This window comes from Acinetobacter sp. CAU_H_S139_7 (assembly GCF_058599305.1).
Map to the genome: position 1 here is coordinate 3,287,115 of NZ_CM178651.1, position 18,144 is coordinate 3,305,258.

Annotated in this window: 17 protein-coding genes; 11 read left to right on the forward strand and 6 right to left on the reverse strand. The window is 44.2% G+C overall.

Annotated features, from left to right (window positions below):
• The first annotated feature begins 15 nt into the window (after positions 1-15).
• The 4 genes from AC4MC0_RS15970 (at position 16) to gluQRS (ending at position 3,116) form a co-directional block, all read left to right on the forward strand.
• Entirely contained in the window at positions 16-636 is a 621-nt protein-coding gene (locus AC4MC0_RS15970) for an NUDIX domain-containing protein (RefSeq protein WP_336000092.1), read from the forward strand.
• A gap of 10 nt (positions 637-646) precedes the next feature.
• Positions 647-1,444, forward strand: coding sequence for a 3',5'-cyclic-AMP phosphodiesterase (cpdA, locus tag AC4MC0_RS15975; protein ID WP_491887149.1), 798 nt, complete (start codon positions 647-649; stop codon positions 1,442-1,444).
• 209 nt (positions 1,445-1,653) lie between these two features.
• Positions 1,654-2,181, forward strand: coding sequence for an RNA polymerase-binding protein DksA (dksA, locus tag AC4MC0_RS15980; RefSeq protein ID WP_004692816.1), 528 nt, complete (start codon positions 1,654-1,656; stop codon positions 2,179-2,181).
• 2 nt (positions 2,182-2,183) lie between these two features.
• Positions 2,184-3,116, forward strand: a complete 933-nt coding sequence (gene gluQRS / locus AC4MC0_RS15985; RefSeq protein ID WP_336000089.1) for a tRNA glutamyl-Q(34) synthetase GluQRS — start codon at positions 2,184-2,186, stop codon at positions 3,114-3,116.
• A gap of 216 nt (positions 3,117-3,332) precedes the next feature.
• Here the strand turns inward: gluQRS and ftsW are convergent, their stop codons facing one another.
• From ftsW to AC4MC0_RS16010, 5 genes are all read right to left on the reverse strand, one after another.
• The gene (ftsW, locus tag AC4MC0_RS15990; protein ID WP_004692818.1) at positions 3,333-4,529 is read right to left on the reverse strand and encodes a putative lipid II flippase FtsW; all 1,197 of its coding nucleotides are present in this window, start codon (positions 4,527-4,529) and stop codon (positions 3,333-3,335) included.
• 19 nt (positions 4,530-4,548) lie between these two features.
• A complete protein-coding gene (murD, locus tag AC4MC0_RS15995) occupies positions 4,549-5,895 on the reverse strand; it encodes a UDP-N-acetylmuramoyl-L-alanine--D-glutamate ligase (RefSeq protein ID WP_336000087.1) in 1,347 nt (448 codons plus the stop codon).
• A 159-nt stretch (positions 5,896-6,054) separates the two neighbouring features.
• Positions 6,055-6,306 carry a DUF6587 family protein gene (locus AC4MC0_RS16000; RefSeq protein WP_336000085.1) on the reverse strand — a complete coding sequence of 84 codons (252 nt, stop codon included), beginning with the start codon at positions 6,304-6,306 and terminating at the stop codon, positions 6,055-6,057.
• A 27-nt stretch (positions 6,307-6,333) separates the two neighbouring features.
• Positions 6,334-8,193 (reverse strand): ferrous iron transporter B, encoded by a 1,860-nt coding sequence (gene feoB / locus AC4MC0_RS16005; RefSeq protein ID WP_279697266.1) that lies wholly within the window; start codon positions 8,191-8,193, stop codon positions 6,334-6,336.
• A complete protein-coding gene (locus AC4MC0_RS16010) occupies positions 8,190-8,450 on the reverse strand; it encodes a FeoA family protein (protein ID WP_010325703.1) in 261 nt (86 codons plus the stop codon). The genes feoB and AC4MC0_RS16010 overlap by 4 nt, the downstream gene beginning before the upstream one ends.
• Positions 8,451-8,629: 179 nt before the next feature.
• Between AC4MC0_RS16010 and xerD the strand changes: the two genes are divergently transcribed.
• The 4 genes from xerD to thrC all read left to right on the forward strand — a co-directional run bounded on the left by xerD (position 8,630) and on the right by thrC (position 13,122).
• Positions 8,630-9,547, forward strand: a complete 918-nt coding sequence (xerD, locus tag AC4MC0_RS16015) for a site-specific tyrosine recombinase XerD (protein WP_336000082.1) — start codon at positions 8,630-8,632, stop codon at positions 9,545-9,547.
• A gap of 126 nt (positions 9,548-9,673) precedes the next feature.
• Positions 9,674-10,483: a DsbC family protein gene (locus AC4MC0_RS16020; protein ID WP_004692830.1), complete on the forward strand. Its 810-nt coding sequence runs from the start codon at positions 9,674-9,676 to the stop codon at positions 10,481-10,483.
• Between the two features lie 129 nt (positions 10,484-10,612).
• A complete protein-coding gene (locus tag AC4MC0_RS16025; protein WP_010325700.1) occupies positions 10,613-11,917 on the forward strand; it encodes a homoserine dehydrogenase in 1,305 nt (434 codons plus the stop codon).
• A 65-nt stretch (positions 11,918-11,982) separates the two neighbouring features.
• Positions 11,983-13,122 carry a threonine synthase gene (gene thrC, locus AC4MC0_RS16030; protein WP_004692833.1) on the forward strand — a complete coding sequence of 380 codons (1,140 nt, stop codon included), beginning with the start codon at positions 11,983-11,985 and terminating at the stop codon, positions 13,120-13,122.
• Between the two features lie 86 nt (positions 13,123-13,208).
• Here thrC and AC4MC0_RS16035 read toward each other — a convergent pair whose 3' ends face one another.
• Positions 13,209-14,264: a serine hydrolase family protein gene (locus tag AC4MC0_RS16035; protein WP_131772994.1), complete on the reverse strand. Its 1,056-nt coding sequence runs from the start codon at positions 14,262-14,264 to the stop codon at positions 13,209-13,211.
• 215 nt (positions 14,265-14,479) lie between these two features.
• Here AC4MC0_RS16035 and gacA point away from each other — a divergent pair, with 215 nt between their 5' ends.
• The 3 genes from gacA to AC4MC0_RS16050 all read left to right on the forward strand — a co-directional run bounded on the left by gacA (position 14,480) and on the right by AC4MC0_RS16050 (position 18,142).
• Positions 14,480-15,115 (forward strand): response regulator transcription factor GacA, encoded by a 636-nt coding sequence (gacA, locus tag AC4MC0_RS16040; protein WP_004692836.1) that lies wholly within the window; start codon positions 14,480-14,482, stop codon positions 15,113-15,115.
• A gap of 21 nt (positions 15,116-15,136) precedes the next feature.
• Positions 15,137-16,705: a sensor histidine kinase gene (locus tag AC4MC0_RS16045; protein WP_335999463.1), complete on the forward strand. Its 1,569-nt coding sequence runs from the start codon at positions 15,137-15,139 to the stop codon at positions 16,703-16,705.
• A 72-nt stretch (positions 16,706-16,777) separates the two neighbouring features.
• Positions 16,778-18,142: a sigma-54-dependent transcriptional regulator gene (locus AC4MC0_RS16050; RefSeq protein WP_418655270.1), complete on the forward strand. Its 1,365-nt coding sequence runs from the start codon at positions 16,778-16,780 to the stop codon at positions 18,140-18,142.
• Positions 18,143-18,144: the final 2 nt, after the last annotated feature.

An 18,144-nucleotide genomic window follows, 5' to 3' on the forward strand; every position in this document is an offset into this window, starting at 1 on the left:
TCCTGATTGCGCTTTATGAACATAATTAAGCAAGCTACATATCATCGTGAAGATGTCCAAATTGTAGACAGAGCCTTTGTTTTTCAGGGTTTTGTTCAAGTAGAAAAAGTAAATTTACGTCATCGCCTTTTTAATCAAACTGAGTACACTTCTGTGATTTCACGTGAGCTCATTCAGCGTCCTGAAGCTGCGGGTGTCTTGATTTATGATGATGCACAACAAAAATTTGCCTTGATTGAACAATTTCGTATTGGTGCTATGGATGATCAAGATTCAGCTTGGCAGCTGGAGATTATTGCGGGAGTACTCGATGGTGATGAATCACCTGAAAGCTGTATTCGCCGTGAAGCATTAGAAGAATCAGGCTGTCAGATTGAACACTTACAACATCTGTTTAGCTTTTATCCTTCGGCAGGTGCCTGTGCGGAACTGTTTCATCTGTATAGTGCTGCGGCCGATTTACCCGAACAAGGTGGTGTATTTGGTATGCCCGATGAAGGTGAAAATATTTTATTACACCTGATTGATTATGCGCAGATCGAGACATTACTTTCCAATGGTCGGCTCAGAAATGCGCCTGTCATAATGGCCTTGCAATGGCTACAACAACAGATTAAAACGACAAGGAATGTCTAAGGGGTCAGGCATGACTTTAAATAATGAAAAAAATTGTACTATTATCCAAATTTCAGATACGCACTTGATGGATCAAGATCATCTGGAGTTTGTACGTATGAATCCAGAGCAAAGCTTTCATCATGTGATGCAACACATTGTGGAACGTCATCCACAAATTGATGCCTTCGTCCATACGGGCGACTTGGCACAAGTACCTGTGCCTCGAACCTATCAACGCTATTTAGACTTTATGCAGAGTTTAAAGACGCCGTTTTATCAGGTTCCGGGCAATCATGACAATGCCGAGCACTTCCCTTTTCATCAGCAGCAAAACAAAGTTCATGTGATTCACTTTGGTCCTTGGAGCATGGTTTTACTCAATAGTGCCGTCAAAGGTAAAATCGATGGCTGGGTCGATGAAGCACAATTGAACCAACTGGAACAAATCCTACAAGAATTTGCCCAGCAACACATTGTGATTGCCTGTCATCATCATCCTTTTGAAATGCAGTCAAAATGGATTGATCAACATAAACTCAAGAACACCCAAGACCTCACTGCGGTTCTTGCGAAATACCACAATGTCAAAATTGTGCTGTCGGGACATGTCCATCAAGAATCATGGCGTGAATGGCATGGTATTCAGTTTTACTCGACGCCGTCTACCAGTGTCCAATTTAAGCCTTTAAGTGATCATTTTGCCTTAGATGAGCAAGCACCAGGTTATCGTATTTTACAATTAAACGCAGATGGCAGCCATGAAACCCACGTAGAACGTGTCTTACACGCACAGCAAAAAATAAATGTTGAAATTTCAGGTTATTAACTTTTCATTTTTATCGTTTTCAATTACCTTAGTTGCTCTTACGAAAAAGTGATCAATTTAATCCAAACATCAAAGACTATCAAAATACTTAAAAAGTCTATATGATGACGACCCCCGAGGGTTAATCTCCTCGAGGGTGGATAAAAACACTTGCATATCACCATATTTTTTGCGTATTAAAGATACGTATATGATGAGGATTGCCCTAAATGGCGAATGACAACCAAAATACTGTCTTAGACGAACAAACTGATGTTGTAGATGAAAAATCTACAAAACGTGTGCGCAAAACTAAGCCTAAAGCGACTGACGGTGGTTCTACTGCAAGCTTATTTGGTATTGAACCTTATCAGCCGAAAAAAAATGAAGAATACATGTCTGAAGGTCAACTTGAGCACTTCCGCCAAATTTTGTTGGCATGGAAAGCAGAGTTGATGTCAGAAGTTGACCGCACACTCAACACCATGCAAGACGAGAACACCGCTTTGCCTGATGTGAATGACCGCGCGACACAAGAAGAAGAGTTTGCAATTGAACTACGTACACGTGACCGTGAACGTAAACTCATCCGCAAAATCGAACAATCAATTGAAGCGATTAAAAACGATGACTATGGTTTCTGTGAAACCTGTGGTATCGAAATTGGTCTGCGCCGTTTAGAGGCTCGTCCAACTGCGACTTTATGTATTGACTGCAAAACACTGGCAGAAATCAAAGAGAAGCAAAATAACGGTTAATTGTGACTGTTGATAACTCTCCAGCCAAGCATCGCTTGGCTCTTGCGCAGCGGCGAAACGATGTTTCGCTGACTCGCTACTCAGGTCGGTTTGCGCCATCGCCAACCGGCCCTTTGCATTTTGGGTCACTCATCACAGCCGTTGCCAGTTATTGCGAAGCAAAAGCACATCAAGGCACATGGTTGGTTCGTATCGAAGATACCGATATCCCGCGTATTTACCCTGGCAGTGAAAGCCATATCTTGCGTTGTATCGAAGCTTTCGGCTTTCAGCCCGATGCAGAGATCATTTTCCAAAAAGATCGTCTCGATATATACGAAGACGTGATTCAACAACTGCATCAACTCAAACTGGTCTATGCCTGTCAGTGCACCCGCAAAATCCTTGGTTCTAACCATATTTATGCAGGTACCTGCCGTGACCTTGCTCTGCCTTTTGAGCAACAAGCCATTCGCGTCAAAGTGGAAGATGTCGAGATTTGTTTTAATGATGCTCTGCAAGGCAAACACTGCTCACAACTGGCACATGAGCTCGGTGACTTTGTGCTGAAACGCCGCGATGGCATTATCAACTATCAATTAGCGGTCGTGGTAGATGACTACCTACAAGGCATCACCCATGTGGTTCGTGGTGCAGATCTCTTAGATAATACCGAGCGTCAAATTTATTTAGGTCAGCTGCTAGATTATCCGCGCCTGAGCTATATGCATCTGCCTTTGGCCATGAATGATCAAGGGCAAAAGCTATCTAAACAAAATATGGCACAGGCGCTGGATCTTAACCAAGCACCAGCTCTACTCGCTCAAGCGATACATGCTCTAAATCAGCCATCTGTCGAACTAGACACCCCTGAACGAATGTTGCAACAAGCCATCGCACAATGGGATGTTTCGCTGATTCCACACGGTACTACCCTGCACGGTACCTATTTATAGCAAAACAATTGCGGCAGAAACTCAATACTACGCATAGCGCTCAACGTTTCAATTGAAGCAAATTCAAAAAATTTAGACCATTACAGTCACATTCATCATGAAAGAAGATGGATAGATGTGCTGATGAGAAACACAATTTAGGAAGGGCTCAAACGCTATCCGCATAACGAAAAGTGAGTTTAGTTATGCGAATAGTACGATGAAAGAGCAGCCCGCTTAGAAGCTGGATTCTTCTTTGGTTGGATTGGCACTTTGTGTGGTTGCATCAATTTTCAAAATCAAACTGATCATCACTGCGCACATAATCAGTGATGAACCGCCATAACTAATAAAAGGTAACGTCAAACCTTTGGTTGGCAGCATACCCATGTTCATACCTGCGTTTACCAAAATTTGCAGTAAGAAAATAATCGATACCCCATAAGCCAAATAACCCGCACGCAGGTACTGATTCTTCAGCGCACGATGACCCACTTTGATACAGCACAGCAACATGGTAAAGGACAGAATTAAGACCGTAGTGATGCCGAAAAAGCCAAACTCTTCACCTAAAATGGCCAACATGAAGTCGGTATGGGCTTCAGGCAAGTAGGCCATTTTCTGTACACTGTGGCCAAGTCCTACACCAAACCATTCACCACGCCCAAAAGCCATCAAGGCATTGGAAAGCTGGTAACCAGTACCTAGCGGATCTTCCCAAGGGTTTGAGAAAGACATTAGACGTTCAAAACGGTAAGGCTCAAATACAATCAAAAAGACAAAGGCCGCAAAAATCGCACCAAAAGCCATGCCAAACTGAATCAACGGCGCGCCAGCAAGGAAGAATATACCGAGCATCATCAAACTAATCACCACGGTTGCACCCAAGTCGGGCTCCGCAATAATCAAACCCACCGTCAATAGCATAATGATGCCGAGACGAATCAAGCCTTTGATATTATTTCTTACTTCTTCGGCACGGCGTACCACATAGTCGGCTGTGAAAATCGCCATCATCACTTTGGCAACCTCAGAAGCCTGCAAGGTGAAGCCCGCAACACGAATCCAGCGGGTCGAACCATTGACCTCCGTACCGACGACCAACACAGCGGCCAGCAGTAAAATGGTCAAAATCCACAGCGGAAAGGTGTTATTGAACCAAACATTGAGCGGAACTCGGTATACCGCATAGGCCAAAACGCCAGCCACCGCAATTGAAATCCCGTGACGAAGGACATAGTGAAATGAATTCTCATGAAGGCGTTCAGCATAAGGCATCGACGCAGATGCAACCATGATTGAACCTAAACACAACAACGCAACGACGCAGAAGATCAACACATTACGTGGTGTCACTTCGCTGGGTACACGCGGCGCCCAACGGCTATAAAACTGATTCATTTTATTGATCGTTGTCTGAGCAAACTCAGCCATCTCAATTTCCTTATTATTTTTAGTGGAGTTCTTGCACACAAGCGACAAACTGATGTCCGCGCTGTGGGTAACCACTGAACATATCAAAACTTGCACATGCAGGTGACAATAACACGACATCATGGGCTTGGGTATTGGTTTGGCAAAGTGCAACCGCCTGCTCTAAAGTCTTAGCATGCAGTAAGGTGGTTGTTCCTGCCACGGCTTGTTCAATCAACGCCGCATCTTCACCAATCAACACAGCCACCTTCACGTATTTGCTCAAAGCCTCACGTAAAGCACTAAAGTCTTGCCCTTTGCCTTGACCACCTAAAATGATCGCGACTTTGCCGCCTTGGGCTTCAATCGCAGCACCTAGACCATCAATTGCAGCCAGTGTTGCGCCTACGTTGGTGCCCTTAGAGTCATTATAGTAACGAACCCCCTCAACGTCTTTCACAAACTCACAGCGATGCTCTAAGCCTTTAAAGCTTTTCAGCGTTTCCAACATCGACTCAAGCGGAAGATTGATTGCCTCACCTAAAGCCAAGCAGGCCAATGCATTGGCCACATTGTGTGTGCCTTGAATATACATCTCTGCACTGTTCAATAAACGTGTGCGGCCACGGGCCAACCAGATCGTACCGTCGTCATCTCTTAATACACCGTACTGATTCATATCAGGTGCATTTAAACCAAAGCTTTGCATTGGCGTAGCATCAGGGACCAAAGGACGCGTAAGTGAATCATCACGGTTATGAACGACTTTTTTCACGCCTTGGAAAATGCGATGCTTCGCGGTGTGATAGCCCATCATATCGCCATGACGATCAAGATGGTCTTCACTCATATTCAGCACCACCGCAACTTCAGCTTGTAAATTTGAAGTAGTTTCTAACTGAAAGCTAGATAGTTCTAAAATGTATAAATCTGGCTCATCTTTGGTTAAATCCAAGGCTGGGCGACCAAGGTTACCGCCTACCGCGACTTTCACGCCTGCATGTTCGGCCATCAGACCAATCAAGGTCGTCACGGTACTTTTTGCATTAGACCCAGTAATGGCCATGATCGGCTTATCCGTTGCACGGCGTAAAATCTGAATCTCACTCACCACGGGTATGCCTTTGGCAATTGCAGCTTGAATTTCAGGTAGTTTCGGATCGAGCCCAGGACTAATAATGATTTCTTCAGCAGACAACAACAGTTCTGCGTCAAACTGACCAAAACTGGTTTGTACCTCTGCTGGAATTTGGTCATGACCGGGCGGGGTCGATCGAGAGTCCGTTACTGCAACGCGGTAGCCTTGGTTATGTAAAAAATTGACCGCTGCAACACCAGAAATGCCGAGCCCTGCAACGACCTTAAGTCCACCACGTTGTATTAACATTTTCGCCCCATGCTTGGTCTGAGATTTATCTGCGGAAATGTTAGCACTTTGCTGTTTTGAATGCTTTTTCTGTTTTGACTTTCCTGCACTTTTTTTGTGTCAGTGCGTAAAAAAGCCGTCCCTCTTGGACGGCTTTTTTATTTGTGAGCAAAAATCGTTTTATTTCCACTTCACCGCTTGAACTTCAGGCTTTTTCGCATTGCTGTCTTCTGTTGCTGGGCAGGCACAGTTTCCGCCACACCCGCCAGCCATTGACGGCTTTAACCACGTCGCTAAACGGGTCCAACCGCGAGCCTCACACAGCGCAGACAAAGACATGAAAACTGAACCCGATGTCTTAGGAAATACTTTCTTAAATACCACCACTGCACTCCAGATCACTAGAGCAACAACAATTAGAATTTCAATCATCTCAATCTCCTCGCCTATTTACGCCGATTAGCCCAAATAGTGCGTTGCAATTTGATAGGTCAGGAATGACATTAAATAAGCCAAACCAAACAAGTAAATGGTCATAAAACTCACGGTTTTCCATGAACCTGTTTCACGTTTGACCGTCGCTAAAGTCGCCAAACAGTGCGGTGCATAAATAAACCACACCAATAAAGACAGACCAGTCGCTACCGACCAGCCGAGCTCACCGCCACTACTGATGAGTGAAGCCAAACCTTGTGACATGGCATCTTCATCAACAGCGGATAAGGCATATACCGTACCTAAAGCTGCCACCACCACTTCACGAGCAGCCATGGCTGGAATCAAGGCAATACAAATCTGCCAGTTGAAGCCCAGCGGTGCAAAAATCGGTTGCAGTAAATGACCGAGCATACCGGCAAATGAATAATCAATTTCAGGTAAAGTCGCGCCTTCAGGAGCTTGCGGGAAGGTACATAAGAACCACAGCAAAATAGACAACGCGAAAATGATGCCACCCACGCGACGCAAGAAGATCTTGGCACGGTCAAGTAAACCAATCCAAATATTCTTTAAGTCAGGGAAACGATAGCTTGGTAACTCCATCATCAACATATGTTGTGACTTGTCTTTATGGAAGAATTTCAGAACGAAAGATACACACAGTGCACTGACAATCCCGGCCATATATAAAGCAAACAACACCAAACCTTGCAGATTGAAGATCCCCCAAACAGTTTGTTCAGGAATAAAAGCAGCAATTAACAAGGCATATACAGGTAAACGTGCAGAACACGTCATTAACGGTGCCACAAAAATCGTAGTCAAACGGTCACGCGGATCACTAATGGTACGCGATGCCATGATGCCTGGAATTGCACAGGCAAAGCTAGACAACAATGGAATAAAGGCACGCCCAGAAAGACCTGCTTTAAACATCAGCTTATCTAGCAAAAACGCGGCACGTGGTAAATAACCCGACTCTTCCAATACCAAGATAAAGAAGAACAAAATTAAAATCTGCGGCAAGAACACCACAACACCGCCCGCACCCGCAATAATCCCGTCTACCACCAAACTGTTAAGTAAAGGATGGCTAATAGACCCACCGATGGTTTCACCCAGCCAGCCAAAGAAGGTTTCAATCCCATCCATAAACGGCGCTGCCCAAGAAAAAACGGCTTGGAAGACAATAAACATCATGACTGCAAGGCTAACTAGACCCAAAACTGGATGTAGGAAAATCTTATCCAGAAAATCAGTTCGCTTGTCTTCTTCATCGACGTACTGCACAGCGTCATGTAATAAATTTTCTACTTTCTCATGTGCAGTGTCGCCTTTTAAACCCGTCAGCTCGGTATAAGGCACGGCATATTTGCCCTGCTCTAAAGCGCTAAGCAGGCTTTCAATACCCGAATTACGCACCGCAACCGTTTCAACGATCGGCACACCCAAGCGCTCAGAAAGCTTTTGGGTATTGATTTGCATGCCACGGCGACGTGCTTCATCCATCATGTTTAAAACGATTAACATTGGACGGCCCAATGCAATCAGTTCAATCACTAAACCAAGGTGAAGTTTGAGGTTGGTTGCATCAACCACACATAAAAAAGCATCTTGCTGACCTTCGTCTGCAATTTTCCCCATCACCACGTCGCGGGTAATCATTTCATCAGGGCTGGTCGCATCTAAGCTATACGTCCCTGGCAAATCCAGCACGCGAACTGCTTGACCTGAAGGAAGAGTAAATTGACCAACTTTACGCTCAACCGTTACACCCGCATAGTTACCTACTTTTTGGCGTGTTCCAGTGAGATGGTTAAATAACGAAGTTTTACCGCAGTTTGGATTACCTACAAGGGCAACACGCAAGGCATCACTCATCTAGGTGCTCCTTCGACTTGAATTTCAATTTTTTCAGCTTCAACTTTTCTTAAGGCGAAACGTGTAAAACCCACTTGGATTAAAATTGGATCGCCACCAAAAACACCTTTGGTAATCACCTGTACTTTTGTACCTGCGACAAAGCCTAATGTTTCAAGACGACTAGCCACCAAATCAGTCTGAGCTTCGCCATCCAAAGTATGATTCACTTTGTTAATGATGGCAGTTTGTTTGACTTTTAAATCAGATAAACGCACCGCATCCAACCCTTTAATATTTTGAACAGTATACAAACAAATGAGAATAATTACCAAATCAGATTCGATAATGATTCGCATCTGTTATAACACATCGACAAGCGAGAATGATTACACTACATTGAATAAAACCCCTATTCCTTGTTTTTGTCTTTCCGTGATGATGTGCTTGAGAGCTTATGTTAAATAAAAAACCGCGTGTGCCTGCGCCTGTTCAAATTCCAACTCAGCTCAGTTTTTTACACGGCTTTAAAGATTATCTCATTGCACAAACCGTCAGCCCACACACCCGAAATGCTTATCTCTCTGACTTATTGCAGTGCAGCGAGTGCAGTCAGGTGAGCATGCCCGAATGGAGCAGTGACGATGTCGCCGATGTTCTGCTGACCCTCACCAAGCAAGGCAAAAGCCCGCGCTCCATTGCGCGCTGTCTGTCTGCTCTGCGTTCTTTTTTTAAATTTCTACGGGAACAAAAACTGCGTTCAGACAACCCTGTTGCGCTACATAAAACACCCAAAATTGGCCGCGCACTGCCTAAAGATTTGTCTGAGCAAGACGTGGATGCCTTAATTCAAGCTCCAAATATTGAAACTGCTCTCGGACTCCGTGATCGTGCCATGTTTGAAGTGTTGTATGCCTGTGGTTTACGTGTATCTGAGCTACTGAACTTACGCCTAGACTTAATCAATTTAAAACAAGGCTATTTAAGAATTACAGGTAAGGGCAATAAAGAACGCTTGGTACCTTTGGGGCAAATCGCAGTGGAGTGGGTCGAAAAATACTTAATTGAATCACGTCCGCAATTATATAAATCTGCAACTGACTATCTGTTTCTCACCCAACATGGTGGCATCATGAGTCGACAAAACTTTTGGTATGCCATTAAGCGTTATGCCTTACAAGCAGGAATTCAAGCAGAACTTTCTCCACATACCTTACGACATGCTTTTGCAACGCATTTACTCAATCACGGCGCCGACTTGCGTGTGGTACAAATGTTATTGGGACATAGTGATCTGTCCACGACACAAATTTATACCCATGTCGCACAAGTGCGTATGCAACAACTGCATGCCAGCCATCACCCAAGAGCTTAAGGTCTTGATCATCCATAACTTAAGGCTGTTTTTAGCACGAAGACTACGAAGTATTACCGAGTCCTGTACTTTTTTTGCTATGCTTGGCGCTCTGTTTTTATAAAGTCAAAAGAAAAAGGGTTATCTATGTTATTTACCCGTAAACCATTGTTCATTGCCTGTGCCATTGCTTCAAGTGTTCTATTTACAGCATGTTCAAATAACACTGAAGAAAAAAAACAAGACTCTTTAACAGCAAGCGCACCAGCCACAGGTGAAGCGTCGACCTTGACGGAACGTAATGCAAAACAACGTTTAATTGATACCCTTCAAAAGCATTTCAAAACAGCCAATATCAATGCCAAAATCATCGATATCAAAACCACTGAAGTGCCAAATTTATTTTGGGTCAATCTTGAAGGGATGAGCTCGGTTTATACCACGGCAGATGGTAAATATATTATCCAAGGTGATGTGATTCGCTTGGGCGATAAAACACTCCACAACGTCAGCGATAACCTGCAAGCTGAAGCCAACAAAAAGCTTCTAGCAGGGCTCAAAACTGAAGACCTACTGGTTTATAAAGCCAAAGGCAAGACCAAGCATGTGGTTTATGTCTTTACCGATGCCAGCTGCCCTTACTGCCATAAACTGCACGAGCATATCCCTGAAATCACGGCCCAAGGCATTGAAGTGCGTTACATTGCATGGCCGCGTGGCGAACAGTTTATGCCAGCCATGGAAAGTGTGTGGTGTAGCGCAGACCGTCAAGCTGCCTTTGATCAAGCGATTTCAGGTGCTCAACTTCCACCGGCGACCTGTAAAAACCCAGTGCGAGATCAATACCAGTTGGGTCTGAACATGGGCGTAAATGGGACACCTGCGATCTACAATGAAGATGGTGAATATCTCGGTGGCTATTTGGCCCCAAGTGAATTATTAAATCGCCTTAAATAACTAATTTTTATTTGTTATTTAACTAATATTTATAGTTGAACATAAAATGATTTCTTTCCTAGAGTCTCACAGTTTTTTTAGCTATGATCTAGGCTTGGTTCAATATATATAAGTAAATTGGAGTGTGACGTGAAACCAGTTCGTCTGGCAATCCTCGGTCTTGGTACTGTGGGTGGTGGTGCCCTTAAACTACTAAAAGAAAATGCTGCTGAGATTAAACGTCGCACCGGTCGTGAAATTCAAATTACCTATGTCGGCACACGCCGCCCTCGTCCAGACTTAGATTTAGGCGATGAGGTCAAGCAAAGTGCTGACTTACTCGACATTGTGCGTCAGCCTGATGTCGATGTTGTGGTTGAAGTGATGGGTGGCATCCATCCTGCATATGAAGTGATTAAAGAAGCCATTTTGCATGGCAAACAAGTCGTCACCGCGAACAAAGCTTTACTTGCTGAACATGGTAATGAGCTGTTCAAACTGGCGGATGACAATGCCGTGCAAATCGCCTATGAAGCTGCGGTTGCAGGGGGCATTCCCATCATTAAAGTGATGCGCGAAGGTCTAGCGGCAAACAAGATTAATTGGTTAGCGGGTATCATCAATGGTACAGGCAACTTTATTCTGACTGAAATGCGTGAAAAAGGTCGTGCCTTTGCCGACGTATTAAAAGAAGCACAAGAACTGGGTTATGCCGAAGCTGATCCAACTTTTGATGTCGAAGGCATTGATGCTGCACATAAACTCACGATTTTAGCATCGTGTGCTTTTGGTATTCCGCTACAGTTTGACAAAGTCTATACCGAAGGCATCAGTAAAATCACAGCGCAAGACGTGAAGTATGCTGAAGAACTGGGTTTCCGTATTAAGCACTTGGGGATTGCGCGTCGTGCGGCGAATGGCATCGAACTTCGTGTTCACCCAACGCTGATTCCTGCGGAAGAACTGATTGCCAATGTCAACGGCGTTAAAAATGCTGTCTTGGTACAAGCACATGCTGTCGGCCCAACCTTGTACTATGGAGCAGGCGCAGGCGCAGGTCCAACGGCTTCTGCGGTCGTTGCAGATGTCATTGATATCGTCCGTGATATCTCGTATACCGAAGATGGCGCTGGAACGATTCCACAATTGGCCTTCGAAGCACTGACCAATGTGCCCATTTTAAGCCGTGAAGAAATGACTACAGGTTATTACATCCGGATTAATGCTGAAGATCAAACTGGCGTCTTGGCCGATGTAACTACGATTCTGAGCCGTGCAGGCATCAGTATCGATGCCATCATGCAGCAACCACGCTTAAAAGACCTTATTCCAATCGTGATTTTGACTGATCCAGTCGTTGAATCAAAAATGGACGAGGCACTTGCTCAAATTCAAGCCTTACCCGTCATTCATGGCGAAATCGTGCGAATTCGTTTAGAATCGCTTGATAATTAATCGGGTTGAGGAAAAGAACGCTCTTCTCTTCCTCTCCAAGCTCTACACACAATTGGAACATCATCATGTCGAATGCCAATCGTTATACTGGTTTAGTTGACCGTTATCGCGACCGTTTACCAGTGTCTGCAACTACTCGCGCTATTTCTTTGGGTGAAGGTAATACGCCACTGATTAAACTCGAGAACATTCCACGTTTAATTGGCAAAAATGTTGAAATTTATGTGAAGTACGAGGGCTTAAACCCGACTGGTTCATTTAAAGACCGTGGTATGACCATGGCGGTTACTAAAGCCGTTGAAGAAGGCTCAAAAGCGATTATCTGTGCCTCTACAGGTAATACCTCAGCTGCGGCTGCGGCTTATGCAGCACGTGCAGGCATTAAAGCGTTTGTGTTAATCCCAGAAGGCAAAATTGCCATGGGTAAAATGGCGCAAGCAATGATGTATGGTGCCATCACCATGCAAATCCGCGGTAACTTCGATGACGGTATGCGTCTGGTCAAAGAAATTGCAGATAAAGCCCCTGTAACGATCGTAAACTCAATCAACCCATACCGTTTGCAAGGTCAAAAAACCATTGCTTACGAAATTGTAGATGAGTTAGGCCGTGCACCAGATTATCACTGCCTACCAGTGGGTAATGCAGGGAACATCACGGCACACTGGATGGGTTATACCGAAGCAGTTGCCAACCAACCGGCAGATCAATTTGAGCAAGTGATTTACGACGCTGAAACAGATCAATTCACAGGTCCTAAACCTGAAGGCTTACCAACCATGGTTGGTTACCAAGCAGCAGGTGCTGCGCCATTCTTACGTGGTGCACCCGTTGAGAACCCTGAAACAGTTGCAACAGCAATCCGTATTGGTAATCCACAAAGCTGGAACCATGCTAAAGCGGTGGTCCGTGACTCTCAAGGTTGGTTCGATGAACTGACTGATGCTGAAATCTTAGAAGCACAGCGTTTGCTTTCAATGTATGAAGGTGTCTTTGTAGAACCCGCTTCTGCAGCATCGATTGGCGGTGCAATCCGTGACATCAAAGCAGGTAAAATTGCGGAAGGTTCTGTGATTGTCTGTACCGTGACAGGTAATGGTCTAAAAGACCCTGATACTGCGATCAAACAATGTTCTGATGCTGTCATGCTGTCAATCGATGCAACTTTAGAACAAGTTCGCGATTCCATTCTTTCAAACATGTAATTGAGAGAAGACAAAAAAAGCCCTGCATATGCAGGGCTTTTTTATGACTCAATTTTTGTTGTTGAGTGAACAAAAACAAAGTCGGGTTAAATACGTTTTGGTAATTGGCTTGCCCAGTTCATTAGGCGCGTTGCATCATTGGTACGTGCTGCAGATGAGTCCGCGCCCAATAACACCACCACTGCTGGACGGTTATTTAAAGTGGTATGCATCACCACACAGCGACCGGCTTCATTAATGAAACCTGTTTTTGAAATATTAATATTCCAACCACCATTACGAACCAAGGCATTGGTATTGTTTGATTTTAATACACGATAGCCCAAGTTAAAGTCATAGCTTGCTGTGGTTGAGAACTGACGAATCAAACCATACTGAGACGCAGCATTGACCAAAATACCCAAGTCACGTGCTGAAGCGACATTGCCTGGATGCAGACCAGTCGATTCCATATAATGGGTTGAATTCATACCCAAAGATTTTGCTTTGGCATTCATCGCCGAAACAAAGGCTGAGCGACCACCCGGATACGTCCGTGCAAGCGCTGATGCTGCTGGGTTTTCTGACTTCATTAATGCAAATAACAATGCCTCTGCACGGTTCATACTATCCCCTGCACGCAGTGACGAGCTTGAACTTTTACAACCCGAACACGAAAAGTCCGCTTGCTGTAAAGTAATGTTTTCAGACATATTTAAACGCGCATCTGAAATCACCACCGCCGTCATCAGTTTAGTAATCGAGGCAATCGGCAGCGCGGTATTACTGTTTTTACTGTACAGTACTTCACCTGTATTGCCATCCATCACCAGTGCTGCACGAGCATTGACACTAGGTTGGTTGGAATATTTCGAGGTATCGAAAATTTGTACTGTTTTCGAGGTACTGTTGTTCGTTACCACACCATTGGAACTGCGAATACTGGTAGTGACTTTTGTTGAACCCTGAGGAGCGTACTCTTCAGGATCTTCCATTAGATCATCATTCAGAAGCTGTTCTGCATCTGCTGCAGACCAGCTCATGCTTGCTTGGCTAGGGCCCGAGCCCGGATTCATCACCAAGTCTGCAAAGCTATGGGTACTGACCGTCATTGCAATCGACCATCCCAATAGATGCATTAAAAATTTATTTGATTTTTTCACTTTTCTTCACTCAACTTCATAACCCATAAGATACATTTGCGTATTCACGCCAATATGCCTTACATTTGTACACAATGCGAACAGCATTGCCGTCGACAGCGTGCATATCTTTTCAAATAAGCCTAAGAATAGGATTGCTAATTTTGTCGTTTCATTGCAAGCTTATTTTGCTTTATGTAACAAAAAATATGGTTTTTATAGTGAGGAAGAGCTAGGTGATCACAGTTTTAGTGGTAGATGACCATGAGTTAGTACGTACAGGGATTTGTCGAATGCTCGAGGACCATGCCGATGTTCAAGTCATTGGCCAAGCTGAATCTGGTGAAGAAGCAATTAATCTCGTCCGTCAACATCACCCGAATGTGGTTCTGTTAGATGTCAACATGCCAGGGATTGGTGGCGTTGAAACCACACGCCGCTTACTGCAAACCGCACCCGAAACCAAAGTACTGGCAGTCAGTGGCCTAGCTGAAGAACCGTATCCTTCCCTGTTACTCAAGGCAGGCGCCAAAGGCTACATTACCAAAGGTGCACCTGTGACCGAAATGGTACGTGCCATTAATAAAGTGATGCAAGGCGGCAAATATTTCAGCGCTGATATTGCTGAACAACTGGCCAGTTCTTATCTATCGGATACACAAACCTCGCCTTTTGATGCTCTGTCTGAACGTGAAATGCAGGTGGCGATGATGGTCGTGAATTGCATCAGTGCACAGGAAATTTCTGACAAGCTTTTTGTCAGCGTAAAAACGGTCAATACTTATCGTTACCGAATTTTTGAAAAGCTCAACATCGACAGTGATGTGAAGCTGACTCACCTTGCTATTCGTTATGGTTTAATTAAACCCTGATGCAAGCTGACTAACACCCGCATGCTGCAATACTCAACCAATATTCAGTTAAATCAATACCGTCTAGGTGTTTGGTATGCGTCTTATCGACTGTTTATTGGCTGTTGTTTGTTGTTGGTTTATCTACTGACCTATGAGCAGTTGTTTTCAAATTATCAATATCCAGTATTGTATCGTTCTGTCCTGATTGGCTTTATTTTTATCAGTGCCTTTCAGCTATTGAGCCTCAAGCATGTGCGCAAGCGCATACCACTTCAGCTCACTTTGCTGTTTATTGTCGATGTCATTAGCCTCAGTTTACTCACTTTTGCCACCGATGGTCCAAACTTACAGTTAAGCTTATTGTTTGTGATCACGATCTTTGCCGCTTGTGTATTGGTCGATAAACAAAAAGCGCTCATCATTACCTTGATTGCTGTAATTACACTGGTTTATCAGCACTTTATTGGAACGCTATTTTCAATCAGTTCACTGAATACCATTGGCAACAGTGCCGTGCTCGCCTTTTTGTTCTTTGTGGTTTATGGGTCTGGACAAATTGCAGTACGGCGCTTTCAAGTTCTTGAAAATCTAAACTTCTATCAGTCCCAAGAACTGGACCAACTGCAAAACATTAACCGTTATATTTTAGAGCAAACCGAGCTTGGCTATTTGGTTCTCGATGAAAACTGCCACATGGTGCTGAGTAATCCTGCCGCCTGTGCATTATTGGGCATCTCCCCGATTTATGCCTATGACAAATATCCCTTATATAAGGCACAGCCTGATTTATTTGAACTACTCAAATTCGACCAACTGAAGAATGGGGAAAAATTCCAATTTACATCCCAACTGAGCCGCTTTCAAATTCAGATCGAAATTCAAAAACTACAGGTACCGAATCAGACACTCACCTTATTCGTCCTGCAAGATGCACAAAAAATTAATCAACGGGTACAACAACTCAAGCTGGCTGCACTGGGTCAACTTTCTGCCAGCATTGCACATGAAATTCGCAATCCACTGGCAGCCATCACTCAAGCCAATGAGTTGATGCAAGCCAGTGATCCACAACAAGAGCTGTTGCAGAACATGATCGCCAAACAAGCCTCAAGGATTGATAAAATTATTGGCGATACACTGAGCATGGCACGCAGTAAAGAAACCTATCCGACCTTGATTGATGTCGCCGCTTTTTTAGAACGTTTTATCGTAGAAGATTTGCCCGATGTCAAAGATCAAATTGATTATCGCATTTCCGATCAAGCTCAGATTCAGTTTGATGAACAACAACTGAGGCAAGTGCTGATCAACCTGATTCGAAACGCCATTCGGCATAATGCGGATGAAGCCGAGCACATTCAAATTCGTGTCTATAGCTACAAAAACCTCGTCCATATTGAGGTCCGCGATTTTGGTGAAGGGGTCGCCACTCAGGATCAAAGCACCCTGTTTCAACCGTTTTTTAGTACCTCAATCAATGGAACTGGGTTAGGATTATATTTATCCCATAGTTTCTGCGAAGCCAACCAAGCTAAGCTATACTATGTAGAACAAAAAATAGGGGCATGCTTTCGGATTGAATGCCCTCGTATAAACAATGACGTGTAATTTTTGGGGTTAACCGTGGAAAAAAAACCACTTGTTTTATTGGTGGATGACGAACAAGACTTATGTACACTGATGCAAATGTCTTTAAGTCGGATGGGAATTGATACACATATTGCCTATCGTTTACAAGAGGCGGTTCAAGCCCTGAAAATGCATCAATATGATGCCTGTCTAACCGATCTGAATTTACCCGATGGTAATGGTCTGAGCTTGGTCGATTTTATTGCTCAAAATTATCCTAATTTGCCTGTTGCAGTGCTGACTGCTTACGGCAATATGGATATTGCGATTGCAGCACTCAAAGCTGGTGCTTTTGATTTTGTCAGCAAACCGATCAACCAAAAACATTTAGAGCAACTTTTAGAAAAAGCCTTTAATCAACCCATCAATCAGCTGCATATCCAAGAAGATACGCTTGAACATCGTCTGCTGATTGGTCAGTCCCTTCCTATTCAGCAGCTACGTATCACCTTAAAGAAAATTGCACGCTCGCAAGCCCCTGTCTTTATTACGGGTGAATCAGGCACTGGCAAAGAAGTGGTGGCGAATCTGGTACATCGCCTGAGTAATCGTAATGAAGGGCCATTTATTGCCATTAACTGCGGCGCCATACCGACTGAACTGATGGAAAGTGAATTGTTTGGACACCGTAAGGGTAGCTTTACAGGAGCGACTCAAGACAAACAAGGGCTAATTCTGTCTGCGCATGGCGGCAGTTTATTTTTAGATGAAATTGCTGAGTTACCGCTCACTATGCAGGTGAAACTATTGCGCGCGGTACAAGAAAAACGCATTCGCCCAATTGGGAGTGACACGGAAATTGATGTCGATTTCCGTGTGATTAGTGCCAGCCATCAAGACCTAGAAGCACTGGTGCAACAAGGCAAGTTCCGTCAGGATTTATACTTCCGCATCCATGTCATGGACATTGTGCTGCCTGCCCTACGTGAGCGTGGCAATGACATTATTCTTTTGGCACAACATTTCATTCAGAAAATCTGCCAAGAATGGGACATCCCAGTCAAACCACTGAGTGAACGTGCACGTGAATTTTTATTGGCCCAATATTATCCAGGCAATGTGCGTGAATTACGCAACATGATGGAACGTGCCATCACTTTAAGTGATGAAAGCAGTATCGACTTACCACACTTGCAAACAGCCCCACTGCGACCGATTGCTCAGACCAATTATGCCAATGCCACGCAACAAGGTGCTGTTGGCAATGATCAGCTCAGTCATGTGCCTTCGCGTAAATTGCCCGAAGAGGGTTTAGAGCTGTATTTAGAAAAAATTGAAAAAGAAATTTTGATGAATGCGCTCAATCTCACCCATTGGAACCGAACACTGGCGGCTAAAAAGCTCGGCATGTCTTTCCGTTCTTTACGTTATCGCTTGAAGAAATTCGGACTAGATGGCGAAGACGATTCCGTTTAAAG